The following is a 22839-nucleotide window of genomic DNA, read 5'->3' on the forward strand; positions in this document are numbered from 1 at the left end:
CGCGCCCCTAGGGGACGACGGGGCTGCGCCCCTGTCCCCTAGGGGCGGCCAGGAGCCATAGCAGGTACGGGCCGCCCACCAGTGCTGTTAGTGCCCCTACTGGGATTTCCAGTGGGGGCATTAGCATGCGGGCCGTCAGGTCGGCCCCGACCAGTACCACTGCGCCCGTCAACGCCGAGCCCAGCAGGGGTAGTTGAGGGGTGCGGGTGAGGCGTTTCGCCAGTTGGGGTGCGGTGAGTGCTATGAAGCCGATCGGGCCGGCGGCGCCCGTTGCTGTGGCGGCCAGGACGACCCCAAGGACCGTCAGGCCGAGCTGCGTTCGCTGTACCCGTACCCCAAGCGCGGCTGCCGTGTCGGTGTCCAGGCCCAGGGGGCGCAGCGCTCGGCTCGCCCAGATCAGCGCGGGGAGGCACAGCAGCAGTACGACGGTCAGTGGGCCCGCCTGTTCCCAGCCGCGCCCGTTCAGGCTGCCCGTCAGCCACAGCTTGACCTGTTCGGCGGCCTCCAGTTCGCTGTCGGTGAGGTAGAGCTGGACGACCGCCGAGAGTGCGACGCCGATGCCGACCCCCGTCAGCACGAACCGGCTCGCCTGCATTCCGCGCCGCCAGGCGAGCACGTACACCAGCGTGGCAGCCGCGAGTCCGCCCGCGACGGACACGGCGGGCATGGCACCCGGCGAGGCGACGGCCCCGGTGGCGAGCGCCAGCACGGTCGCGGCGGCGGCCCCGTGCCCGACGCCGATGACGTCCGGGCTGGCCAGCGGATTGCGCGTCACGCTCTGCACGAGCGCCCCGGCGAGGCCGAGGGCGGCCCCGACGAGAGCCCCGAGCACGATCCGGGGCACCCGCAGCTCATTGACGACGAGATCGTGGGGGCCGCTGCCGCTTCGGACCGTCGCCCACACCTCACCGGGTGAGATGTACGTCTGCCCGACACACGCTGACACCCCCATCACGAACGCGAGTACGACGAGAAGGGCGACGGCTACGAGGGCCGACCGCCGGTGCAGGAGGAGGGAGAGACGGTGTCCGGGCCGCAGTACGGCGACCCCGCGAGGGAGGGAGCCCGGAGTGCTGGTGGTCACGTACTCGCCACCTTCCGCCGTACGAGCACCACCAGCACCGGCACGCCCACCAGCGCCGTCATGACACCGGCGGGGACTTCGGCGGGCGCCCGTACGACCCGTCCGGCCACATCGGCGGCCAGGAGCAGGGCCGCGCCGAGGAGGGCGGACAGGGGGAGGATGCGGCGATGCCCGCCGGGGACGAGGCGGCGGGCCAGGTGGGGTACGGCGAGGCCGATGAAGGCGATCGGCCCGGCGGCGGCGACCGCGGCGGCCGTCAGCAGGGTCGCGCCGAGCGCCGCAGAACCCCGTACGACGTGCACGCGGTGCCCGAGTGCGCGGGCCGTGTCGTCGCCGAGCGCGAGGGCGTCGAGGCCGGGGGCGCAGGCCAGCACGAGCAGCGCCCCGGCGACGAGGAACGGCAGCATCCGCGCGACCGTGTCCGCGTCCCGTCCGCTGAGCGCGCCCACCTGCCAGAAGCGGAACTGGTCGAGCGTGGCGGAGCTGGAGGTGAGGACGACGGTGGTGGCACCGCCGGTCATCGCGGCCAGCGCGGTGCCGGCGAGGGCGAGCTTCACGGGGGAGGCGCCGCCCCGGCCGCGCGAGGCGATGGCGTAGACGAGACACGCGGCTACGACAGCACCGGCGAAGGCGTACCAGACGTACCCGCCGAAGCCGTTCGCGAGGCCGAGCGCGATGGCGAACACGACACCGGCCGCCGCGCCCTGGCTGAGCCCGAGGATGCCCGGGTCGGCGAGCGGATTGCGGGTGACGGCCTGGAGCGCGGCCCCGGCGAGCCCGAGGGCGGCCCCGGCGGTGAGCCCGATCTCGGTCCGGGGCACCCGCAGCGAACGTACGACCAGTGCGTCCGGGGTACTCCCGCCGTGCAGCAGCGCGTCGAGGACGGCACCCGGCGGCACGGGCCGGGTGCCGACGGCGAGGCTGAGGAGGGAGACGGCGGCCACTGTGACGATGGCCGCCGGCCAGGCGATACGGGGGCTCACTTGCCGATGTGCTCGGCGAGCTGTCGTACGACGAGACGGGCGGCGGTCGGACCGGCGTTGAGGTACCAGGGGTCGTCGTCGACCTTGACGGCGTGACCGGCGGTGACGGCCTTCATGGACTTCCAGAGCGGCCCGGCGACGACGCTCGCGGCATCGGTCTCGCCCGCGTCCCCCTGTACGGAGTAGAAGATCCAGTCGGCGTCGGCGGTGTCGATGCTCTCGGCCCCGATGTCCTCCGAAATCGCCCTGAACTGCTGGGACTTGGGCCGTCCGAGCCCCATGTCGACGGCGATGGACCCGGTGAAGGAGGAGACGCCGAACATCCGGGTGCGGTCGGGGGTGAAGCGGACCATGGAGACGGTGGTGGAGCCGAGCGCCTTGCCTTGCTCGGCCGCATCGGCGGCGATGTCGTCGACCATCTCCTGAGCGGCCTCGCCCTTACCGACCGCCTCCCCGACGAGCAGCAGATCGCGCTTCCAATTGATGCCGTTGCCGGCGGTGACGACGGTCGGCGCGATCTTGGAGAGCTTGGGGTAGAGGTCGCCGAGGGAGTCGTTGGCGAGGATGAGATCGGGCTTGGCGGCGGCGAGGGTTTCGAGGTTGGGTGCCTGCCGGGTACCCGCGTCGGTCATGTCTCCGAGCTTCGCCTTGTACTGCGGGAAGGCGTCGGCGAGGTAGTCGGGGACGAGCCCGGCGTTGTCGGCGCGGGTGGTGGCGGCGGGGACGAGCCCGAGGGACAGCAGGTCGTCGAGCTGACCGGTGCTGAGGACGGCGATCCGGGTGGGGGCGGTCTTGAGGGTGGTCGTGCCCTTGAAGTGGGTGACGGTACGGGGGAAGGTGCCGTCCGTGCCGACGTCGGAGCCCATGCCGTCGGCGAGGGCGGAGGGGGCGGCGGAGGGCCCTTCGGAGGCGCCCTCGGAGGCACCCATGACAGGGTTGCGGGCTTCTGCGCCGGCCGCCTTGGCATCGTTGTCGGAGGCCGACGAGCAGCTGGTCAGCAGCCCTCCGGCGAGGATCGCGGCCACGACGGCCTGCCACTTCAACGTACGCACTTGTCACTCCGCAACAGGTCAATTTCTAAGGCAAGCCTTACCTTAACTTGCCTGTCGGGCTGGGTGGACACGGGGTCGTAGCGTGGGAGATGGAGACAAAGGGGGTTCACAGATGACAGTCCAGCTGAACCACACCATCGTGGCCGCGCACGACAAGAAGACCTCGGCGCGATTCCTGGCCGACGTCCTCGGCCTGGAGGTGAGCCCGCAGTACGGCCCGTTCGTCCCGGTCGCGATACCCAACAGCGTGACCCTGGACTACATGGACACGCAGGGCACGATCACGCCCCAGCACTACGCGTTCCTGGTCTCGGAGGACGACTTCGACACGATCCTCACCCGCATCCGGGAAACGGGCCTCATGTACTGGGCAGACCCCTTCCACCACCGCCCGCACGAGATCAACAGGAACGACGGCGGCCGTGGGACGTACTTCGAGGATCCGAACGGACACAGCCTGGAGATCCTCACTCGGCCTTACGGGAGCGGGAGTGGGTGAGGGCGGCGGGGGTTGAGCGGCTCGGGTGCCAGGGCTGTCCGGGGCTACAACCCGCTCGGCCGGCTGGAGAGCCACTCGGGGTGGCGGTCGCGCAGTCGGTCGCGCTCCTCCGGGGTGGGCATGATGACGTCCGCGCCGCCGTCGTAGGGGTGATGGATGCCTTGGAGTCCGGTGTCGGTGATGAGCACGCCGCTGAGGACGTCGTCCGCGACCGCGCGGAGGATCCCGTCGACGCTGCCTCGTCGCCAGATGCGGCGGTCCGCGTAGAGGTGCGTGTACGTGTGGAACTCGGGGTCGGGATCGTCCTCGTACGCCAAGGTCAGCCAGCGGGAACCCGCGGCGTGCAACTCACCCCGCTCGGGCGGGAGTTCGTCCCCGTGCGGCTCCCAGGACCAGGACACGGTGATGACGTACACCTCCGAGCCGTCGAAGAGTTCGTCCAGGACCGTGTTGTAGCGGTCCAGGGCGATGGCGTACTCGTCCTCGGTCTCCGGGTAGCGCTTCGAGCCGGGCAGGCTGTGGAAGCGCACCCAGCGCTCGCTGTAGGCAGCGCGCAGCTCATGTCCGACGGGCGGTCCCTTAGGCCATTGGCGTTGCCACAGCGCCGACAGACGATCTCTGTCGAGGTCCTCGTTCATCTGGTCATTCGGTCTTTCCCTTCGTACGGGTCATCCGGTCCCGTTGCACAATTACTCGGTGAACGACGGTACTTCGCCCATGACGGCCACCCAACCGCCGCCTCGGCTGATCGATGACGACCAGCTGACCGGGCACTCCGTCGTGGCCAACAACACGATGAACCGCGAGCGGGTGTTGACCGGCGTCAACAGCTACGCGCGCGAACTCGGCTTCGATCCGGTCGAGTTCCTCGACGGGTGTGGTCCCGCGCCGTCCTGGCTCGACCTGTGCAGTGGGGAAGGGCTGGCTCTCCGTGCGGCGGCCCGGAGGCTTCCGGGGGTGGCGATCACCGGCGTGGATCTGGTCGGCCCGTTGCGGATGCTCGACCTGCCCGACGGTCTCGAACTCGTCGCCGCCGACCTCGGTCAGTGGTCCCCGGGTCGTCGGTACGACCTCATCACCTGCGTCCACGGCCTCCACTACGTCGGCGACCGCCTCGCCCTCCTGGAACGGGCGGCCTCCTGGCTCACCGGCACCGGCCGACTGGTCGCCCACTTCGACCCCGCGACGCTGCGGCGCCCCGACGGCACCGACGCCTCCCGCCCGGTCCTAGCGGCGTTGCGCGCTGCGGGCTTCGACTACTCGGCCCGGCATCACCGGCTGACCTTGCGGGGCGGCCGGTCGATCGAGCTTCCCTTCACCTACCTGGGGGCCGACCCCGACGCGGGGCCCAACTACACCGGGCAGCCGGCTGTGGCGTCGTACTACCGCCAAGTGGTCAGTGCGCGGTGTCCCTGACGAGTCGGACGAACGGGGCGCGACCCTCGCCGCCGTCGGGCAGGCGCCAGCCGGCGGTGATGTGGCCCTGGGTCTCGGTTGTGTCGGCCGCCGGGTCCTGCTGCTCCGGCGAGAGGATGCGCGTCACTGCGAGTGTCAGGGTGCGCGCAGGGGTTTCCACGACTACGGCGGTGCCGTGCTGCCCATCGGTGATGGTGAGGGAGGTGACCTCGGCCTCGGCCTCCGTTCCCGTGAAGTGGCTGATGACGGAAGAGTCGGGAGTGTCGGACACGCTCTGGGCCTGCGCCTCGGTGCGGCCCTGGAGGAGGGCGATCAACTGGGCGCCGAGGACCGGGTCCTGGGTCCCGTCGTACACCCAGCGCTTGCCCAGCACCCCGTGCTCGGACGTGCCCACAAGTGCCTCCTCGGCTCCGTCGAGCGGGGCGCCGCGGTAGCTGAGGGGCACGTGGTAGGAGAGCGGTGTCCTGCCTGAGGCGTCCGTTACCACCATGAACTCGATGCCCACTTCCCCCTCCGGATCGTCGAGCCGAAACCCGCCGACCTTGGCCAACTCGGGCGCACGCCCCGTGCCGACGTACCAGGGCCGCGTGGGCAGCCAGGCGGCGAGCAGTTCCAGCTTGCCGGGGGACATGGTCGTGTGATGGATGACAGCCATGCCCCGTGAACTTCCGCCGTCGGCAGATGATTCCCCTGCCGCACTGTTGTTTGGAGGTGGGCCGTTCGAGCCCTAGCCTGGCCACCGTGAGCGGCGGTGACAGGCCGCGAAAGGGGGACTGGCGCAGTGGAACTCGCCTTCGCAGGCCGGGTGATCGAGTGGCGCGGGCCGGCGCCGTACTACTTCGTCCCCGTGCCGGACGAGGAGTCCGCCGACATCCGCGAAGTGGCCGCGATGGCCTCGTACGGCTGGGGTGTGATCCCGGTCGAGGCGCGTATCGGCGAAGTCGTCTTCGAGACGTCCCTCTTTCCGAAGGATGGGGGCTATCTGCTGCCGCTCAAGGCCGCCGTACGCAAGAGGCAGGACATCTCGGTGGGGGACGACGTCGCCGTTGAGATCTCTGTTCGTCTCTCCAGCCTCAAGCGGTGAGTGCTGCATAGGGAGAAAAAACTCCATGCGTCGGTTCGTACCTCTCTGCGACCATCCCGGAATGGCGCACAGTTTCGAATCGCTGGTCATCCGGCACACCCACCGCCTTGCCACTCCCAAGGGCTCCCTCGGGGCTTTCGCCGGTCAAGGGGCCGCCGCCGCGCGGCAGTTCGACGTGGCGCTGGCCTCCGTGGGCTTCAAGCTCTCGGCGGAGTTGCTGGAGCGGCTGTCGGGGCTGTCCGAGGCCGCGGTCCTGCACACCGCCAGGCGGACGCTGCGTACCGTGAGCGAGATGGTGGGCGACCACGTCCGGCACAACGCGTACTTCATCGACTTCCCGGCGAACGTGCCGGACACCGAGGAGTTCTGGACGCGGTGCGTGGCGCAGGCACTCGGCGACGAGAAGTCGCGGCAGGGCGTGCTCACGCAGCTCGCGCACGGCGTGCTGGATCTGCTCAGCCTCCCCTCGTACGGCCGCTACCAGCACACGTACGAGGAGATGCTCGCCGCCCAGGACGAGCTGATCGCCTCGGCGGGCGACCGGGTCACCGTGCTGCACCTCGGGCGGGACCTGGACGATGAACTCACCGACCTGTACCTGGCGTTGGCGGGCAGCACGACCCCGCTGGGCGAGGACGACCTGCGCGACCTCAAGGCCCTCGCCGAGCGGTGCGCGCTCGGGCCGCAGCCGGAGGCGATCCCGGTACGGGAGATCCGCGCGGTCGTGAACGAGGCCCGCGTCGGTGTCGGCGCGTCCCCGCTCCTCGACACCGTCACCGACGTACTGCGGCTCGCGTGCGCGCTGTCGGGCGGTGACGTGACCCTCCAGGAGCCGACCCCGTTCCGGTCGCTGTCGCGGCCGGTGCGGCGGGCGCTGCTCGCGGGCCTCGACGCCGTGATCGCGGCGAACCCGGCGAAGCTGGCCGACGTACACGCGCACCGGGAGCCCTTCAAGCGGCTCGGTGAGCGGCTCCACCCGCACGAGTACCCGCGCTGGCCGCACGCCGCCGACGTGTTCGCCGTCGCGCGGGGCGAGAAGGAGGCGCGGTCCTTCGACAGCCGGGTGGACAAGCTGCTCGACGAGTTCGACGTGCTCGGTGCGGTGAAGCTGCTGGAGTCCGCTCCGGGCCGACTCTTCCGCGCCCTCGATCTGCTGCTGCGCATCGCCGCCGATCAGGAGGAGCGGGACGCGGTCGTGGCCGCCGCGGTACGGGTCGCTCCCGGGGTCTCCGGCCGGGTCGTGCTGTCCGTGCGCGAGCACTTCCACAACCGCGAGCGGGAGACCGACGCACCCCGTATCTTCGTCAACCGCCGGGGCCGCGCCTGGGTGACCCCCGACCACCGCCCGACCGTACCGGCCGCCGACCGCGACCGTCTGACCGCCGCCCTCGACGCCGAACTGCGCCGCCGGCTCCCGGCGCCGGGCCGGCTGCTCATCGACCCGGACGTCCTGGACGTGGCGCTCCCGCTCAGCGGCAGGGCGACCGCGCAGGGGCTCGGCGTACTGCCGCGAGGGTCGGTCTCGGCGGTCGACGGCGAACGGCTGCGCTTCTTCGTGTACTGGAAGGAGAAGGACCGGCGGACCGACTACGACCTGTCGGCGCTTCTCCTCCACGCCGACTACAGCACCGACACCTGGCTCTCGTACACGTCCCTTTCGGCGGTCGGGGGCCGGCACTCGGGCGACATCACCGAGGCGCCGGACGGGGCCTCGGAGTTCATCGACCTCACCCTGGACCGCGTACGCGGCACATTCATCGTTCCGCAGGTCAACATCTACGCCGGCGAAGGCTTCGAGGAGGCCGAGGAGTCGTTCTTCGGCTTCATGCTGCGCGACGGCGACCAGAAGGGCCGGCCGTTCGAACCGCGCACGGTACGGACGAAGTCGGAGCTGCGCGGGGTGGGCCGGGTTGCGCTGCCGCTGGTGTTCCGGCGCGAGGACGACGGCAGGTGGCGTGCGAAGTGGCTGCACCTGTATCTGAAGGGCATCTCGGATGCCAACCGGGTCGAGGAGAACCAGGTGTCGGTGTCGAAGGTGGTGCGTGCCGTCGTGGAGCGCGAGCAGCTGACGGTGGGGTACCTGATCGACCTGATGTCCGCCGGCACCACGGCAGTTGACCTGTGGGACGGCGACCCGGCAGACCCGGCCCCGGACGAGCCGGTGACGTACATCGGTCTCCAACGCCCCGAGGGACTGCACCCGGACTCCCGGATCATCACCCTCGAAAATCTGCGCGACCTGATCCCGGCCTGAGTGCTAGCGTCTGCGGTGGCGAGGCCATGAAGGGGCTTCCTTCTCAATCACTCTCACTGACTCAAGTCCTTTCGCTTTCCTCGCCGTTCACGTCGCTCCGGGCGGCGCCCGCGCTCACTGCGCGAGCGTCGCCCGAGCCGTTTTCCACCACGTCGACTGCCCGGACGGTACGTCGAACGCCCCGAAGTCCACGACGGTGTGACCGCCCGCGTGCCCTGCCGTCCCTGGCCGATCCGGAACCCGTCCGGCGATACTCCGTACGCATGAGCCGTGATGATCACCACGGGGACGTGATGCCCACGACTCGTTCACGTTCTCGTGGTTGATCCTCATGGCACAGCGCGGGTCTGATGGCACATCACCGCTCACTGCGCCCGGACAGTTCCTCGAACCGCAGGGCCCCGGGCACAGGGAAATGAGCGAAATCGGAATCGGAACCGCACCCGCGCTCCAACTCACAGCGCACAGCTCAGAGTTCAGAGCTCAGAGTTCAGAAAACGTTCTGGAGACATACCCGATGAAACTCGCCAAGCGAATCATCCTCACCACCACGGCTCTCGCCGCCGCGTCCACCGCCACGCTCCTGGGCGCGACGGTCGGCCAGGCCGCTCCCGTGCAGACGGTCCGCCCCGTCGTGGACGCTCCCGCCGCACTGAAGGTCCCGGACGGCAACAGACTGACCGGCGTCTTCTCCGCCGAAGGCGTCCAGACCTACACCTGCACGGACGGCGCCTGGAAGCTGCTGGAGCCGGCCGCCACCCTCTGGGCCAAGAACGACCACTCCCGCCGCACGGTCGCCCTCCACTCCCGTGGCCCGGTCTGGGTGTCCACGGTGGACGGCAGCGCGGTGAACGCGGCCGCGATAGCCAACTCCCCCAAGACGGGCACGATCCCGGAACTCCTCCTCCAGTCCACCGCGACGCGCGGCACGGGCACCTTCGCGGGCGTCTCCTACATCCAGCGCCTCAACACCCGGGGCGGCGTGGCCCCGACCACGGCCTGCACGGGCACGGACCAGGTCAGCGTCCCGTACTCGGCCACGTACACGTTCTACAAGCCCGCCAAGTAGTCATGGGTCGTCAACTTCCCTGGCTCCAGGGCCGGAAGTGACGTGACACGAAATCCCCGGTGCCGTCAGGCACCGGGGATTTCGCATGGTCCTGGTTACTCTCCAGTCACGTTGACCTGCGGGTACGGCCGGGTCGACCGCCTTTGACGAGTGGATATGCGAGACGCTGATTGCTGGGTAGAGTCGTCTGGTTACAGCCAGTTGTGGGACTGGTTGTGGGGACAACCGAAGTCTCTTCGGCTGCCAACGTCCTGGGGAGGGACCGCAGCACATGAGTCGTCGCTCTACTGGTTCTGTCGGCATCTGGGCCGAGATGCAGCGGCAGCAGCAGCGCCAGTCGCAAGCCGTGGTCAGACAGCGGAGACAAGAGGAACAGCAGGCGCGGGCCTACCAGAGGCGGGCCCAGCAGAACCACCGCGAGTACCGCCAGGCGGAGGCGCAGCGTCGTACGGAGGAACTGGACGCACAGGTCGCGTCGCTGCAAGCCCTGCTGGCCGTCGGCTGCCAGGCGCCGGCCTTCACGCCGGCGGCGATCATGCGGGTCGAGGAGGTCCAGCCGTTCTCCCCCGGATCACTGGCCCACCCCGTGCCCATGCCGAGCCCGGACCAGTACCAGGCGCAGGGCGGCTGGACCGCGAGCCGCCGAGCACAGGCGCAGGCCGAGGCACGGGCACGCTTCGAGCGGGACTGGCAGGCCGCACAGGCCGCGGAGATTCAGCGTCAGCACCAACTCGCCGCGTCTCAGAGGGAGTACGAGCAATGGGCCGGCGCTCAGCTGGCTGAGATCCGTCGGCACAACGCCGGGATCCGCGAGGCGACAGAAGGCGTCAGGCGGCGGGACCCCGGTGCGGTGGTCGAGTACTTCTCCGCAGCCCTGTACGCCTCGGGCACCTGGCCCGAGGACTTCCCCCGCCAGATCTCGGCGGCGTACGACGCTGCGGCTCGACAACTGGTTCTCGACTGGGAGCTGCCCGGCTACGGAGTGGTCCCCGAAGCGAAGTCCGTGCGGTACGTGTCGTCCCTCGACCAGGACAAGGAGACTCCCCGCCCGGCGGGCCAACGCCGTGCCCTGTACCGGGAGGTGCTCGCGCAGTGCGTGCTGCTCGTCCTGCACGAGCTGTTCGCCGCAGACCAGTTGGGCACGCTGGAGTCGGTGTCGTTGAACGGGTTCGTGGACGAGCACGACCCGACGACAGGCCAACGCGGCCACATCTTCCTCGCGACAGCGATGGCTTCGGCGTCGTCGTTCCGTGAACTGCACCTGGCCCAGGTGGACGCTGTCAGCTGCCTGGCCGACGGGCTCCGAGGGCAGCTTTCGGCGCGCCCGGACCAGCTCACTCCCGTACGACCGAGTCGACGGCCGCGGGATGTCGGCAATCGTGTGGTGGCTCACGGCAGCGGCACCGATGAGGAACCGGACCTGTTCGCCATGGATCCGGCCGCGTTCGAGGATCTCGTCGCCGACCTCTTCCGGGCCATGGGGATGCGCGCGGTGACCACGCAGCGCTCGAACGACGGCGGCGTGGACGTCAACGCGCACGACCCCACCCCGATCCGCGGCGGCAAGATCGTCGTACAGGTGAAGCGCTACCGCAACACGGTCCCACCCACCGCCGTGCGCGACCTGTACGGGACCGTGCAGGACGCCGGCGCCAACAAGGGCGTACTGGTGACGACGTCGGCCTTCGGCCCCGGCTCCCACACGTTCGCCAACGGAAAACCCCTGGAACTGATCTCGGGCACGGAACTGGTCGACCTGCTGCACCGCCACGGCCTAAAGGGCCGCCTGGGCGAGCGAGGAGGCGGCACCCCGACCACGACGCAACCGGCGGCACCACCGGTCCCGGACACACAACTGCCCGCCGACTACAACATCCTGGGCATGTCATGGACCGGAAGCGTCGCCCTGGACGTGTGCGCTCTCGTCTGCCACGGCAACCGCGTACTCAGCGATGATCACTTCGTCTTCTTCAACAACCACCAGACACCCGACGGCGCGGTACGAGCCCTCCCCGCCGCCGCACCCGACAAGGCCGCGATCTGCGTGACCTTCGACGGGCTGCCGGAGACCGCCGACCGGTTCGTGCTCGTGGCCGCCATCGACCCGGAGGTGAATCCGGACGCGGACCTCTCCGGCTTCACGGACGCCTGCATCCGGCTCCTCGATCCGGGGATGACCGAACTGGGACGCCTCGATGTCTCCGACGGCCGTCCCGGCGAGACCGCCCTGGTGCTCGGCTCCTTCCGCCGAAGGTCCAACGGGGACTGGGACTTCGTCCTCGGCGGCAAGGGGTACGGGGGTGGCCTGGAGCAACTTGTCCAGGACTACGGGATCGACGTCGAGTAGACCGGTCGGTCGGGCGCGGAATCGTCCGGTGGTCTCGTGCGTTGAGCGGTGTGGGCAGGGAATGCCGGTGGTGTGCGAGCCGAGCAGCCCGAGAGTGATCGAGCTGACAGAGAGTGGAGGGCCGCAATGGCTGCGCAGACGCAGAGGGCCGTGCTGGCTGGTGGGTGCTTCTGGGGGATGGAGGATCTGATCCGCCGGCTCCCGGGCGTGACGGCGACCCGGGTGGGATACACCGGCGGGGACGTGCCGAACGCGACGTACCGGAACCACGGCACGCACGCGGAGGCCATCGAGATCCTGTTCGACCCCGAGGCCACCGACTTCCGCGCGATCCTGGAGTTCTTCTTCCAGATCCACGACCCGAGCACCAAGAACCGCCAGGGCAACGACATCGGCCTCAGCTACCGCTCCGCCATCTACTACGTGGACGACGAGCAGAAGCGGATCGCAGAGGACACGATCGCGGATGTGGACGCCTCCGGACTGTGGCCGGGCAAGGTCGTCACCGAGGTGGAGCCGGTCGGCCCCTTCTGGGAGGCCGAGCCCGAGCACCAGGACTATCTGCTGCGTTACCCGAACGGCTACACCTGCCACTTCCCGCGCCCCGGCTGGCGCCTGCCGAGCCGCACGACGGGCTGACCGCACGCGGGCGGCGGAGAGCCTCAGCCGCCCGCGCCGGCCACACCGATCGGGCACGAGACGCCCGTCCCACCCAGGCCGCAGTACCCGTCCGGATTCTTGCCGTCCGACAGGTACTGCTGGTGGTACCCCTCCGCCGGGTAGAACACCCGTCCCTCCGCCGGGAGGATCTCGGTGGTGATCTCGCCGTACCCGGAGTCCGTGAGCACCTTCTGGTACGCCTCGCGGGACGACTCCGCCGCGGCCGCCTGGGCCGGGGTGTGGGTGTAGATCGCGGAGCGGTACTGGGTGCCGACGTCGTTGCCCTGGCGGAAGCCCTGGGTCGGGTTGTGGGACTCCCAGAAGAGCTGGAGCAGGCGTTCGTACGAGATCCGCTGGGGGTCGAAGACCACGCGGACCGCCTCCGTGTGGCCGGTCAGGCCCGAGCAGACCTCCTCGTACACCGGGTGCTCTGTGTGGCCGCCCTGGTAGCCGACCAGCGTGGTCCACACGCCCGCCGGGAGCTGCCAGAACTTGCGTTCGGCACCCCAGAAGCAGCCCAGGCCGAAGTCGGCGGTCTCCAGGCCCTCGGGGTAGGGGCCCAGGAGCGGGTTGCCGAGGACGGCGTGGCGGTCGGGGACCTCGTACGGGAGCGCGGGCCTGCCCTTGAGCGCTTGTTCGGGGGTGGGCAGCTGAGGCGTACGGCCGAAGAACATGAGGGTCTCCGTAAGACGGCTGGGCAGGCAGCGGGGCACTGGACGCCGGCGGCATCGACGGCGACACCCTCGATGCTGCCAGCATTCCGTCGCCACGAATAGATTAGAACGGAGAGTCCATTCTTCGGCCCGTGGGTTCAGCTCGCCCCGGCCTTCGCGGACTCCGTCGCCGCCGACGTCACCGCCCGCGCCGCCAGGTTCCGTATCCGGCAGTACCGCGCTGTCATCCCCGTGCCGTGATACCGCCACGGCAGCGCGTCCACATACCCGTCCACCAGCCGGAACTGCTCGATCGCGGCTTCGTCGCGGTCCTGGAGGGCGAGGTAGTACGCCAGCAGGTGGCGCAGCTCCGGGAGGCGCGGGTGGGTCGGGTCGGCCGCTGCGGCGTCGGCGAGGCCGGCGTTCACGCGGGCGATCATCTCGGGGGTGCGGTCGGTAGCGCTGTCGTCCGACTCGTCGTGCTCGAAGTGGGCGATCAGGGGGAGGACGGTGAGCAGGCTGCCCAGGGGGGCCGCCGACGCCGCGCGCTCGGCGAACTCCGCCGCCAGCTGCTCCGAGCCGCACCACTTCTTGCACCAGTACTGCAGCGCACGCCAGTGGGCCTCGTAATGGTGCGGGGCGCGGGTGGTGATCTCCGCCCACAGCTTGTCCATCTCGGAATGCGGGTAGTTGAGGCCGGTCGCCACCGTGATTTCCGAGATGTACGGAGTGGGGTCGTCGGGGTTCAGCGCCGCCGCCCGGGCTATCTCCTCACGGGAGCGCCGCAGCATCCGGTGGAAGCCGTCGAACTGCTCCCGCGTGGTGTGCTTGGCCCGCTGGGCGCCTCTGAGCCGGCCGGCGAGCATGACTGTGCTGCTCGCTCGGACCACAGCCGCGTCCGGGTCGTCGGGACCGGCGGCCTCCCAGGCAATCAGCCACTCGTCCTCCTCGGCCGCGAACCCGGCGAGGTGCGCCACGGCCATGGACCGGAGATCCCAGTCCCGCCCGATGCCGTCCAACAGCAGGGCGCCGGCCTTCCAGTCACCGCCTCGCACAGCAGCGAACGCCGCCTCCCAGCCAGTCGGAAGCGGGCCCGCGTACTCGGTGTTCTGCCGCTCGGCGGGCAGCAGCCCGAGCTGCTCGGCGGCCGCCGCACCGCCGTCACCGTCCTCGTCGCCACCGGCCCCCGACATCTGTGCGAAGAACTCCTTGACGAACACCCCGCCCAGCCACAGCACGGCGATCAGGGTGGGCACGGCCAGGATTCCCAGGATCCACAGCAGTACGGTCATCGAGGGGCGTCCGTTTCTCGGGAGGAGCGGGGAGCGGGGGGAAGCAGGGCGCGCAGCGGGGCGGTGTCCGGGTGGTCGGCCAGGGCCCGGTCCACGGCGGCGCCGATCGAGGCGTCGAGTTCGGCGGGGCCGTCGTCCGGGGCGCTGTCCGGCGCCGGAAGCAGCCGCGCCTTCGCCGACTGCTCCCAGGAGAACTCCCAGCGCATCCGCGACCGCGCGCTGAACTCCGCCATCACCATGCTGTGCAGCGAGTTGTGCAGCGTCGGCCGTACGAACTCACGGAACGCCCGCCCCTTCGCAGCGACCGCCTCGTCCGACAGGGGCAGTCTGCGCGCCAGCTGCCACAGCTGGCCGTCGTCGATGAGGGTGAGGAGGGCCGGGAGGGTCGGGCTGGCCTTCGTGTACAGGACCAGCGCCCGGTGCAACGGGGTGTTGAGCGCGGCGAGGCTGCCCGCCATCGCGCCGTCGAGGAGTTCCTGCCAGTCGGTGGTACGCCGGTACTGCCGAACCTCGTCCGTCAGCACCGCGTCCTCCAGTGCCGCGTACGCCCGCTCCTCGTCGGCGAGGAGGCTGATGGCCGCGCCGTGGGCCTCGTCCGCGCGGCCGTCGGCGGGGAGCAGCTCGATACGGCGTACGCGGTCGGCGATCGGCGGGTGGGAGTCGTACGGCGAAGTCTGCTCTGTCGGCAACTCGCTGCGCAGGCCCGCCAGTTCGAGCTGGCGGGCGGAGAGCATCCGGCCGAAGCCGCCGAACACCTCACCGGGCGGCGGCAGCAGCCGTGCTTCGGCGCCGAGGGTGGCGTAGCAGCGCACGTAGAACCCGAACGCGCCTTCCAGGACGGGGATTTCGCGCAGTGCGGACGCGGTGGCGTCGCGGCCGGCGATGCGGGCGGCCGAGGCGTCGGCGGCGTACTCCTGGCGGCGGGAGTCGGCGAGCGTGGCGCGCAGGTACAGCTTGGCGTACGCGGTGTAGATCCGGGCCATCGCGCGGTACGTGACGCCCGCGCGGCCCGTGTCGACCTCCCGCGTCTGCTTGCCCTTCGCCTCGGCCTTGGCGTTCTTCCGCTCCTGCCGGGCGCGCTCCCGGGCCTCCGTGCTGCCTGCGCGCTCCTCGAAGTTCCTTATGGTGCGCAGGAGTTGGACGCGTCCGCGCAGGGTGAGGGCGGTGAGGCGGGTGTCGGAGCCGGCGTAGTGGCCGAGTTCATGGGCGAGGACCGCGCGCAGCTGAGCCTCGGTCAGGCCCTGCATGAGGGGTACGCCGAGATAGAGCCGGCGCGGCCCGGGGAGCAGGCCGAGCAGCCGGGCGTCCTCGCTGACGGCGGCGTTGGTGTCGCCCATGAGCACGATGCGGGACGGGGCACGGGTACCGACCTGGTCGGCCAACTCCCGCACAGTACGCCAGAGTTCGGGCTCGTCGGCCTCGGTGACGGGCAGGCCGGAAGGCTCCTCGCCCTTCGGCGTACGGAGCATCAGCAGGCCACGAACCAGCGGAATCGCCAGCAGTACGGAGACGACGGCCAGCTTCGTCGCGACGGCGGCCGGGGTGTGTACGAAGAGCAGATAGTCGGTGCCGGCGAGCACCGCCAGCAGGAGCACGCCGAGCAGATAGAAGCCGGCGAGCAGTACGAGAGCGCGCAGCGCGCGCAGGGTCGAGCCCATCGGGCCGGGATCCCTCCACGGGGAACGGGGACGGTGGAAAGGGCGCGCGGCCGAGCGGTGGGGTCATGACCGGCGGGTGGGGGAAAGCGGAGTATCGCGTACGGGCACGCTGGCAGGCAAGACATGGCCATGCCACCGGACGCTCATGTCCCGCAGGGGTGCATTTGGGCGGCTCCCGCTACCCGCCCGGGGCTCGTGCGGAGGGCCCGGGCGGTGGTCCTCCAACCCCCTGGCTCACCTCACCGCAGCAGCGTCGCCGGGCTTCCTCCGTTCGCCTCGTACCCCGCCACCGCCAGCGCGCGGTAGATCGCGAACTCGGCCGCCGGGTCGGCGGTGAGGGTCCAGGGGAGGGCGCCCACGTGGCCGTCGACGTGCACCAGCTGGTTCATGGCCTCCGCCCAGCGCTCGGAGCGCACCAGGAAGAAGATCAGCAGATGGCGTACGTGGGCCAGCATCGGGTCGTTGGGACGGGCCGCGTGGACGGCGAACAGCGCGCCGTGGACCGCCTTCGTCACGACCTCGCTCTGGTAGAAGCCGCTGACCAGGTTCACCTCGGGGAGGTGCTCGAATACCGCGAACAGGGGCATCGCCGCCAGCAGCGAGCCCTGCGGGGCCCGGGCCGCCGCCGCTTCCGCGAACGACATCGCCAGCTCGCGCGAGCCGTGCCACTTCTCGCACCAGTAGTGCAGGGCCGCGAGATGCGCCCCCATGTGCTCCGGCGCGCGGTCGAGGATCTTCAGCCAGAGCTGCTCGAACTCCGGCTGGGAGTACGCCAGTCCGCGTGCCACCGACAGCTCGACGATGTACGGGACCGGGTCACCGGGGGAGAGGAGCGCCGCCTCGCCGCACGCCGACCTCGCCTCCTCCATGATGATCCGGAACTCGTCCGTGCCGGGCGTCGACGTCCGCCACGCCTGCTGCACCAGGAACTCCGCGTGCACGGCCGCGCCGCCCGCGTCCTTGGGCGCCTCCGTCCGCCACACCCGCAGCCACTGGCCGCCCGGCGACTCGCTCACCCCGCCGGGGCGCTGCTGCAGCTCCAGCGACGCGGCGCCCGCGAAGGCCTGCACGCGCTGCCAGCGCCGCTCGCCGTCCTTCTCGGTGCCGACGAGCAGCTGCGACGCGGCTCTGTAGTCCTGCGAACGCTGCACGACGTCGAGGACATCGAGCAGATCCTGGTCGGGGCCGGGCATCCGGATGTCCAGCGCCTCCTGCCGCACGAAGCCGTAGTTCGCCGGGTCCGCCGCGTCCGGGTCACCGGGCGAGACCTGCTGAATACCGGCACGGCTGCGCCGCACGAACGGCAACACCACGAAGCCGAGCATGACCAGCGCCATCAGGACCCAGAGAATCTCCATGACACAAGCGAACCAGACGGGTCTGACAATTGGCCAACCCGGTCCAGTACAAGGCCCACGGCTGCCCGGATTTCTTCGCCCCCGCCGCCCCTACCCATTCCCGTCCCCTGGGGGCTGCCGCCCCCAGACCCCCGCTGTCGGCCTGAACGGCCTCGTCCTCAAACGCCGGACGGGCTGGATAGTCAGCCCGTCCGGCGTTTGAGGACAAAGGGGGGTCTGGGGGCGCAGCCCCCAGGGATGGGACGGGTAGGGGCGGCGGGGGCGAAACAAACCCCGCCTCGCCCCCACCCCCAGTGGCCGTCACCAATCCCGCGGGCGGACTACGCTCGGTCCACATGAGCGACAGGCACATCAGTCAGCACTTCGAGACCCTCGCGATCCACGCGGGCAACACCGCGGATCCCCTCACCGGCGCGGTCGTCCCGCCGATCTACCAGGTCTCGACCTACAAGCAGGACGGCGTCGGCGGGCTGCGCGGCGGCTACGAGTACAGCCGGAGCGCCAATCCGACCCGTACCGCCCTCGAAGAGAACCTCGCGGCCCTGGAGGGCGGTCGCCGCGGTCTCGCGTTCGCGTCCGGACTGGCGGCCGAGGACTGCCTGTTGCGTACGCTGCTCAGCCCCGGCGACCACGTGGTCATCCCCAACGACGCGTACGGCGGCACGTTCCGGCTCTTCGCGAAGGTCGTCGCCCGGTGGGGCGTGGAGTGGTCGGTCGCGGACACCAGCGACCCCGCCGCCGTACGGGCCGCCCTCACCCCGAAGACCAAGGCCGTGTGGGTGGAGACGCCCTCCAACCCGCTCCTCGGCATCACCGACATCGCCGCCGTCGCCCAGATCGCCCGCGAGGCCGGCGCCCGGCTCGTCGTCGACAACACCTTCGCCACGCCCTACCTCCAGCAGCCGCTGGCGCTCGGCGCGGACGTCGTCGTGCACTCGCTGACCAAGTACATGGGCGGCCACTCGGACGTCGTCGGCGGTGCGCTGATCACCGGTGACCAGGAACTCGGCGAGGAACTGGCGTACCACCAGAACGCCATGGGCGCGGTCGCCGGGCCCTTCGACTCCTGGCTGGTGCTGCGCGGCGCCAAGACGCTCTCCGTACGGATGGACCGGCACAGCGAGAACGCCACCAAGGTCGCCGACATGCTCACCCGGCACGCGCGCGTGACCCGCGTTCTGTACCCGGGGCTCCCGGAGCACCCCGGTCACGAGGTCGCCGCCAAGCAGATGCGGTCGTTCGGCGGCATGGTGTCGTTCCAGGTCCAGGCCGGCGAGGAGGCGGCCGTCGAGGTCTGCAACCGCGCCAAGGTGTTCACCCTCGGCGAGTCCCTCGGCGGCGTGGAGTCCCTGATCGAGCACCCGGGACGCATGACGCACGCGTCCGTCGCCGGGTCGGCCCTGGAGGTCCCGGGCGACCTCGTCCGCCTCTCCGTGGGCATCGAGAACGTCGACGACCTCCTGGAGGACCTCCAGCAGGCCCTGGGCTGACCTGCCCCCGCCTCACCAGCCTGTCACGGGTGGAGTCGTCTCCGACGGCGGCTCCACCCAGGGCTGGACCGTCGCCGCCCACACGGCGAAGACGACCACCGCGGCGACCAGCAGCAGCCACATCAGCCGCCGTACCGCCCGCCTGCGCCGCATCATGCGGCTGCCACGCCGTACGACCTCCACGTACAGGTCGGGCGGCACCGGAGGCGGCGTGCCCTCCATGAGCCGCCGCGCGGCGCCCTCCCGGTCCCGGCGGCTCACGACGGCACCACCTTCGGACCGGCCACGGCGGGCGCCGGACCGCGTGGCGGGTGCAGCAGCGTCGCCGTCGCCCGGTCGCAGATCGCGTGCACCCGCTCCGTGGGCAGGCCGAGCAGCGCCGCCGTCTGCTCCTCACCGACCCCCTCGTACAGCCGCAGGACCATGATCAGCCGCTGCTGCGGGGTGAGCACGGCCAGGGCGCTGCCGGGATGCGGGCGGGCCCGGCCGAGACCGCCGTACTGGTGCCACGCCCCGCGCGCGAAGCGGACGGCCAGATACTGACGGGTCCTGTCGTACGGGTCCTCGCCCCGCATCCGGTCCCAGCACGCGTACGTGTGCGCCAAGGCGTACGTGAGCAGGCGCCGCGCGCGCGGGTTGTCGTACGGCGCCTCCGCGGTGAGCAGCGTGGCGGCGTGCAGCAGCCGGCCCGCCGCTCCCGCGACGAACGCCTCGAAGTCCCTGGCCCGGCCGGCACCCTGGGACACCTGCCGTTCTCGCACCGCGCCTCCCGCCGTACGACAAGGACCCGGTCTCATCTGAGGCCAGATGCCGCCCGCCGGTCAAGAGCCGGGAAGCAGGCGATGGTCAGGAGGCGGACTCCGGTTCCCCCACCGGGATGCCCTGGGCGGCCTGACGGGCCGAAAGCGCGGTGTTGAAGCGCGTGAGGAGCGTGCAGAACGCCTCGCGCTCCTGCGGCGACCACTCCTGCGTCAGCTCAGCCATCAACTGACGCCTCGACGACCGGACTTCCTCCAGCCGTGACAGCCCGCGCGGGGACAGTTGGAGGACCACCGCGCGCCCGTCCTCGGGGTGCGAGGTGCGCTTGACGAGGCCCGTGTCGACGAGCGGCGCCACCTGCCGGGTGACCGTCGACGAGTCGATGCCCATGCTCGCGGCGAGCGCCTTGACGCCCATCGGGCCTTCCTTGTCGAGGCGGTTGAGCAGCAGATACGCGGCGCGGTCCATCGAGTTGCGCACCTGCCCGACTCCCCCGAGCCGGGTCTGTTCGGCACGGCGCGCGAACACCGCGACCTCGTGCTGCAACGTGTCGAGGAGACCGGTGTCACCGACGGTCGTCATGTCCATCGACATTTCAGGTGTTGTGGGCATGGCCGGGGGCTCACTTCATGAAAGGGGTGCTGGGTTGGGGGACAGGGTACGCGGCCGGAAGGCGGGCCGTACCGACGCTGCGGAAACCGGTCTCGGAGCTTGGTCACACCGCGAGTCCGCGCCTGTGAACTGCGAGACTTGAGTCATGAGCTACAGCACGGCTGACTCCTTGCACTCCCTGAGGCCTGTCACTCTCGACGACGTACGCGGTGCCCGGAAGATGCTCCTGGGCGTGGCGCGGGTGACGGCCATGGAGGGCAGCAGGCATCTGACCCAGCTGGTGGGCGCGCCGGTGCACCTCAAGTGCGAGAACCTCCAGCGGACCGGTTCCTTCAAACTGCGGGGCGCGTACGTCCGTATCGCCGGGCTGCTGCCCGAGGAGCGGGCCGCCGGTGTCGTGGCGGCCAGTGCGGGCAACCACGCGCAGGGGGTCGCGCTGGCATCGGCGCTGCTCGGAGTGCGTGCCACGGTGTTCATGCCGCAGGGCGCGCCGCTGCCGAAGATCAGCGCCACCCGTGAGTACGGCGCCGAGGTGATACTGCACGGACAGGTCGTCGACGAGACGCTGACCGCCGCCCAGGAGTACGCGGACCGGACGGGCGCGGTGCTCATCCACCCCTTCGACCACGCCGACATCATCGCCGGGCAGGGCACGGTGGGCCTGGAGATCCTGGAACAGTGCCCCGAGGTACGCACGATCGTGGTCGGGATCGGTGGCGGCGGTCTGGCCGCCGGGATCGCGGTCGCCGTGAAGTCGGTGCGGCCCGACGTACGGATCGTGGGCGTGCAGGCGGCGGGCGCGGCCGCGTATCCGCCCTCGCTGGCGGCCGGGCGGCCGGTGTCGATCCGCAACCCGGTCACGATGGCCGACGGGATCAAGGTCGGGCGGCCCGGCGAGGTGCCGTTCGGGATCATCGGCGACCTGGTGGACGAGGTCCGCACGGTCAGCGAGGACGAGCTGTCGGCCGCGCTGCTGCTCTGCCTGGAGCGCGCCAAGCTCGTCGTGGAACCGGCGGGGGCGAGTCCGGTCGCGGCGCTGCTGAGCGAGCCGGGGGCCTTCGAGGGACCGGTCGTCGCGGTGCTGTCCGGCGGCAACGTCGACCCGGTGCTGCTGGAGCGCATCCTGCGCCACGGCATGGCGGCGCAGGGCCGCTACCTGGCGGTTCGGCTGCGTCTTACGGACCGGCCGGGCGCCCTCGCGACGCTGCTCGGGGTGTTGTCAGTGGTCGACGTCAATGTCCTCGACGTGAGCCATGTCCGGACCGATCCGCGGCTCGGGCTCACGGAGGCGGAGGTCGAGCTGCACCTGGAGACGAAGGGTCCTGAGCACTGCGCCGAGGTCGGACTGGCGCTGCGCGAGGCCGGTTACACCGTCATCGACTGAGGTCAGGGCGCTGCTCTCACTCGGACGGGTGGACTCGGGAAAAATGCATTGAGAGACGCGATACATCGCGTTATGGTGTGTGTCACGCGAAGCCTCTACTCTTCCATGCTCCTCGTGCTCGCCGGGCGGGGCAAACGAGAAAAATCTAGGCTTCTTGCGGTAATCCCCAACGACGTGGAGAACTGATATGCCAGGCGCCATCTATGCCGAAGGCCTGGTGAAGACCTTCGGTGACGTAAAGGCTCTGGACGGCGTCGACCTGGACGTCCCGGAGGGCACGGTCCTCGGCCTCCTCGGGCCGAACGGAGCGGGCAAGACCACCACGGTCCGCTGTCTGACGACCCTGCTGCGGCCCGACAGCGGCTCGGCGGTCGTCGCGGGCATCGACGTCCTGAAGCACCCCGACGAGGTCCGCCGCTCGATCGGCCTCTCCGGCCAGTTCGCGGCGGTCGACGAGTATCTGACCGGCCGCGAGAACCTCCAGATGGTCGGCCAGCTGTACCAGATGAAGGCCAAGGCGGCGAAGGCCCGCGCGGTCGAACTGCTGGAGCAGTTCCATCTCGCGGACGCAGCCGACCGCCCCGCGAAGACCTACTCCGGAGGCATGCGCCGCCGGCTCGACCTCGCGGCGGCCCTGGTCGTCTCGCCGCCGGTGATGTTCATGGACGAGCCGACGACCGGACTCGACCCGCGCAACCGCCAGCAACTGTGGGAGGTCATCAAGCAGTTGGTCTCCGGCGGGACGACACTCCTGCTGACCACCCAGTATCTGGAGGAGGCCGACCATCTCGCACACGACATCGCGGTGGTCGACCACGGCAAGGTCATCGCCCGTGGCACCTCCGACCAGCTCAAGGCCCGCACCGGCGGCGAGCGCGTCGAGGTCGTCGTGCACGAGCGAGAGCACATAGCGACCGCGTCCGAGGTGCTCAACGCCTTCGGCAAGGGCCAGGGCGAGGTCACCGTCGAGGAGCACATGCGCAAGCTCACCGTGCCCGTCACCGGCGGCGCGAAGCTCCTCGCCGAGGTCATCCGGGAACTGGACACCCGCGGCATCGAGATAGACGACATCGGCCTGCGCCGCCCCACCCTCGACGACGTCTTCCTCTCCCTGACGGGCCACATCGCCGAGGCGAAGGACGAGGAGAACGGCACGGAGCACGGAAAGGAGACCGCCAAGTGAGC

General features: G+C 70.5%; 22 protein-coding genes. 10 read left to right on the top strand and 12 right to left on the bottom strand.

Going from position 1 to position 22839, the window contains the following annotated elements; genetic code table 11:
- Positions 1–7: 7 nt before the first annotated feature.
- From ACFYXF_RS44705 to ACFYXF_RS44715, 3 genes are read right to left on the bottom strand one after another with little or no spacing between them, the layout of a single operon-like run.
- Positions 8–1084, bottom strand: coding sequence for a FecCD family ABC transporter permease (locus ACFYXF_RS44705; RefSeq protein WP_389358767.1), 1077 nt, complete (start codon positions 1082–1084; stop codon positions 8–10).
- Complete coding sequence (locus tag ACFYXF_RS44710; protein WP_389358769.1) at positions 1081–2067, bottom strand: FecCD family ABC transporter permease; 987 nt, start codon at positions 2065–2067, stop codon at positions 1081–1083. Before ACFYXF_RS44710 ends, ACFYXF_RS44705 begins: the two co-directional genes overlap by 4 nt.
- The gene (locus tag ACFYXF_RS44715; RefSeq protein ID WP_389358771.1) at positions 2064–3119 is read right to left on the bottom strand and encodes an ABC transporter substrate-binding protein; all 1056 of its coding nucleotides are present in this window, start codon (positions 3117–3119) and stop codon (positions 2064–2066) included. Before ACFYXF_RS44715 ends, ACFYXF_RS44710 begins: the two co-directional genes overlap by 4 nt.
- A gap of 112 nt (positions 3120–3231) precedes the next feature.
- Between ACFYXF_RS44715 and ACFYXF_RS44720 the strand changes: the two genes are divergently transcribed.
- Positions 3232–3618 (top strand): VOC family protein, encoded by a 387-nt coding sequence (locus ACFYXF_RS44720; protein ID WP_389358773.1) that lies wholly within the window; start codon positions 3232–3234, stop codon positions 3616–3618.
- A gap of 44 nt (positions 3619–3662) precedes the next feature.
- On the opposite strand, the gene ACFYXF_RS44725 is transcribed toward ACFYXF_RS44720, so the two are convergent.
- The gene (locus ACFYXF_RS44725) at positions 3663–4256 is read right to left on the bottom strand and encodes a hypothetical protein (protein WP_389358775.1); all 594 of its coding nucleotides are present in this window, start codon (positions 4254–4256) and stop codon (positions 3663–3665) included.
- Positions 4257–4314: 58 nt separating this feature from the next.
- On the opposite strand from ACFYXF_RS44725, the gene ACFYXF_RS44730 reads away from it, so the two are divergent.
- Complete coding sequence (locus ACFYXF_RS44730) at positions 4315–5034, top strand: class I SAM-dependent methyltransferase (RefSeq protein ID WP_389358777.1); 720 nt, start codon at positions 4315–4317, stop codon at positions 5032–5034.
- On the opposite strand, the gene ACFYXF_RS44735 is transcribed toward ACFYXF_RS44730, so the two are convergent.
- Complete coding sequence (locus tag ACFYXF_RS44735; protein WP_389358779.1) at positions 5015–5689, bottom strand: 1,4-alpha-glucan branching protein; 675 nt, start codon at positions 5687–5689, stop codon at positions 5015–5017. The two genes, ACFYXF_RS44730 and ACFYXF_RS44735, sit on opposite strands and share 20 nt — an antisense overlap.
- Before the next feature lie 126 nt (positions 5690–5815).
- On the opposite strand from ACFYXF_RS44735, the gene ACFYXF_RS44740 reads away from it, so the two are divergent.
- The 5 genes from ACFYXF_RS44740 to msrA (ACFYXF_RS44760) all read left to right on the top strand — a co-directional run bounded on the left by ACFYXF_RS44740 (position 5816) and on the right by msrA (ACFYXF_RS44760) (position 12427).
- Positions 5816–6118 carry a DUF1905 domain-containing protein gene (locus ACFYXF_RS44740; RefSeq protein ID WP_389358781.1) on the top strand — a complete coding sequence of 101 codons (303 nt, stop codon included), beginning with the start codon at positions 5816–5818 and terminating at the stop codon, positions 6116–6118.
- Between the two features lie 61 nt (positions 6119–6179).
- Positions 6180–8372: a hypothetical protein gene (locus ACFYXF_RS44745; protein ID WP_389358783.1), complete on the top strand. Its 2193-nt coding sequence runs from the start codon at positions 6180–6182 to the stop codon at positions 8370–8372.
- Between the two features lie 517 nt (positions 8373–8889).
- On the top strand, positions 8890–9441 hold the full coding sequence (locus ACFYXF_RS44750; protein ID WP_389358785.1) for a DUF3455 domain-containing protein: 552 nt from the start codon (positions 8890–8892) through the stop codon (positions 9439–9441).
- 271 nt (positions 9442–9712) lie between these two features.
- Entirely contained in the window at positions 9713–11788 is a 2076-nt protein-coding gene (locus tag ACFYXF_RS44755; protein WP_389358787.1) for a restriction endonuclease, read from the top strand.
- 126 nt (positions 11789–11914) lie between these two features.
- Positions 11915–12427: a peptide-methionine (S)-S-oxide reductase MsrA gene (gene msrA, locus ACFYXF_RS44760; RefSeq protein WP_389358789.1), complete on the top strand. Its 513-nt coding sequence runs from the start codon at positions 11915–11917 to the stop codon at positions 12425–12427.
- A gap of 23 nt (positions 12428–12450) precedes the next feature.
- Here msrA (ACFYXF_RS44760) and msrA (ACFYXF_RS44765) read toward each other — a convergent pair whose 3' ends face one another.
- The 4 genes from msrA (ACFYXF_RS44765) to ACFYXF_RS44780 all read right to left on the bottom strand — a co-directional run bounded on the left by msrA (ACFYXF_RS44765) (position 12451) and on the right by ACFYXF_RS44780 (position 17409).
- Entirely contained in the window at positions 12451–13122 is a 672-nt protein-coding gene (gene msrA, locus ACFYXF_RS44765; RefSeq protein ID WP_389358791.1) for a peptide-methionine (S)-S-oxide reductase MsrA, read from the bottom strand.
- A gap of 137 nt (positions 13123–13259) precedes the next feature.
- Entirely contained in the window at positions 13260–14393 is a 1134-nt protein-coding gene (locus ACFYXF_RS44770; protein WP_389358793.1) for a hypothetical protein, read from the bottom strand.
- The gene (locus ACFYXF_RS44775; protein ID WP_389358795.1) at positions 14390–16051 is read right to left on the bottom strand and encodes a M48 family metalloprotease; all 1662 of its coding nucleotides are present in this window, start codon (positions 16049–16051) and stop codon (positions 14390–14392) included. The genes ACFYXF_RS44770 and ACFYXF_RS44775 overlap by 4 nt, the downstream gene beginning before the upstream one ends.
- Positions 16052–16290: 239 nt before the next feature.
- The gene (locus ACFYXF_RS44780; RefSeq protein ID WP_389358797.1) at positions 16291–17409 is read right to left on the bottom strand and encodes a hypothetical protein; all 1119 of its coding nucleotides are present in this window, start codon (positions 17407–17409) and stop codon (positions 16291–16293) included.
- A 335-nt stretch (positions 17410–17744) separates the two neighbouring features.
- On the opposite strand from ACFYXF_RS44780, the gene ACFYXF_RS44785 reads away from it, so the two are divergent.
- A complete protein-coding gene (locus tag ACFYXF_RS44785; protein ID WP_389358799.1) occupies positions 17745–18899 on the top strand; it encodes a cystathionine gamma-synthase in 1155 nt (384 codons plus the stop codon).
- A gap of 12 nt (positions 18900–18911) precedes the next feature.
- Here the strand turns inward: ACFYXF_RS44785 and ACFYXF_RS44790 are convergent, their stop codons facing one another.
- The 3 genes from ACFYXF_RS44790 to ACFYXF_RS44800 form a co-directional block, all read right to left on the bottom strand.
- Positions 18912–19160 (bottom strand): hypothetical protein, encoded by a 249-nt coding sequence (locus ACFYXF_RS44790; protein WP_389358801.1) that lies wholly within the window; start codon positions 19158–19160, stop codon positions 18912–18914.
- Positions 19157–19660 carry a sigma factor-like helix-turn-helix DNA-binding protein gene (locus ACFYXF_RS44795; protein ID WP_389358803.1) on the bottom strand — a complete coding sequence of 168 codons (504 nt, stop codon included), beginning with the start codon at positions 19658–19660 and terminating at the stop codon, positions 19157–19159. The genes ACFYXF_RS44790 and ACFYXF_RS44795 overlap by 4 nt, the downstream gene beginning before the upstream one ends.
- A gap of 85 nt (positions 19661–19745) precedes the next feature.
- Complete coding sequence (locus ACFYXF_RS44800; RefSeq protein ID WP_369036044.1) at positions 19746–20252, bottom strand: MarR family winged helix-turn-helix transcriptional regulator; 507 nt, start codon at positions 20250–20252, stop codon at positions 19746–19748.
- Between the two features lie 163 nt (positions 20253–20415).
- On the opposite strand from ACFYXF_RS44800, the gene ilvA reads away from it, so the two are divergent.
- Both ilvA and ACFYXF_RS44810 read left to right on the top strand, forming a co-directional pair.
- Positions 20416–21654 carry a threonine ammonia-lyase gene (gene ilvA, locus ACFYXF_RS44805; protein ID WP_389358805.1) on the top strand — a complete coding sequence of 413 codons (1239 nt, stop codon included), beginning with the start codon at positions 20416–20418 and terminating at the stop codon, positions 21652–21654.
- A gap of 187 nt (positions 21655–21841) precedes the next feature.
- Positions 21842–22837, top strand: a complete 996-nt coding sequence (locus ACFYXF_RS44810; protein WP_389358807.1) for an ATP-binding cassette domain-containing protein — start codon at positions 21842–21844, stop codon at positions 22835–22837.
- The last annotated feature ends 2 nt before the right edge of the window (positions 22838–22839 follow it).

The sequence above is a fragment of the Streptomyces sp. NPDC002680 genome (genome assembly GCF_042889145.1).
Lineage (GTDB): Bacteria > Actinomycetota > Actinomycetes > Streptomycetales > Streptomycetaceae > Streptomyces > Streptomyces adonidis.

What these genes read in the sequence shown, in the direction of transcription:
- ACFYXF_RS44735 (WP_389358779.1), bottom strand. Translation starts at nt 5,689, where the DNA reads ATGGCTGTCATCCATCACACGACCATGTCCCCCGGCAAGCTGGAACTG.
- ACFYXF_RS44750 (WP_389358785.1), top strand. Translation starts at nt 8,890, where the DNA reads ATGAAACTCGCCAAGCGAATCATCCTCACCACCACGGCTCTCGCCGCC.
- msrA (WP_389358791.1), bottom strand. Translation starts at nt 13,122, where the DNA reads ATGTTCTTCGGCCGTACGCCTCAGCTGCCCACCCCCGAACAAGCGCTC.
- ACFYXF_RS44755 (WP_389358787.1), top strand. Translation starts at nt 9,713, where the DNA reads ATGAGTCGTCGCTCTACTGGTTCTGTCGGCATCTGGGCCGAGATGCAG.
- ilvA (WP_389358805.1), top strand. Translation starts at nt 20,416, where the DNA reads ATGAGCTACAGCACGGCTGACTCCTTGCACTCCCTGAGGCCTGTCACT.
- ACFYXF_RS44725 (WP_389358775.1), bottom strand. Translation starts at nt 4,256, where the DNA reads ATGAACGAGGACCTCGACAGAGATCGTCTGTCGGCGCTGTGGCAACGC.
- msrA (WP_389358789.1), top strand. Translation starts at nt 11,915, where the DNA reads ATGGCTGCGCAGACGCAGAGGGCCGTGCTGGCTGGTGGGTGCTTCTGG.
- ACFYXF_RS44785 (WP_389358799.1), top strand. Translation starts at nt 17,745, where the DNA reads ATGAGCGACAGGCACATCAGTCAGCACTTCGAGACCCTCGCGATCCAC.
- ACFYXF_RS44720 (WP_389358773.1), top strand. Translation starts at nt 3,232, where the DNA reads ATGACAGTCCAGCTGAACCACACCATCGTGGCCGCGCACGACAAGAAG.
- ACFYXF_RS44770 (WP_389358793.1), bottom strand. Translation starts at nt 14,393, where the DNA reads ATGACCGTACTGCTGTGGATCCTGGGAATCCTGGCCGTGCCCACCCTG.
- ACFYXF_RS44775 (WP_389358795.1), bottom strand. Translation starts at nt 16,051, where the DNA reads ATGGGCTCGACCCTGCGCGCGCTGCGCGCTCTCGTACTGCTCGCCGGC.
- ACFYXF_RS44780 (WP_389358797.1), bottom strand. Translation starts at nt 17,409, where the DNA reads ATGGAGATTCTCTGGGTCCTGATGGCGCTGGTCATGCTCGGCTTCGTG.
- ACFYXF_RS44745 (WP_389358783.1), top strand. Translation starts at nt 6,180, where the DNA reads ATGGCGCACAGTTTCGAATCGCTGGTCATCCGGCACACCCACCGCCTT.
- ACFYXF_RS44800 (WP_369036044.1), bottom strand. Translation starts at nt 20,252, where the DNA reads ATGTCGATGGACATGACGACCGTCGGTGACACCGGTCTCCTCGACACG.
- ACFYXF_RS44810 (WP_389358807.1), top strand. Translation starts at nt 21,842, where the DNA reads ATGCCAGGCGCCATCTATGCCGAAGGCCTGGTGAAGACCTTCGGTGAC.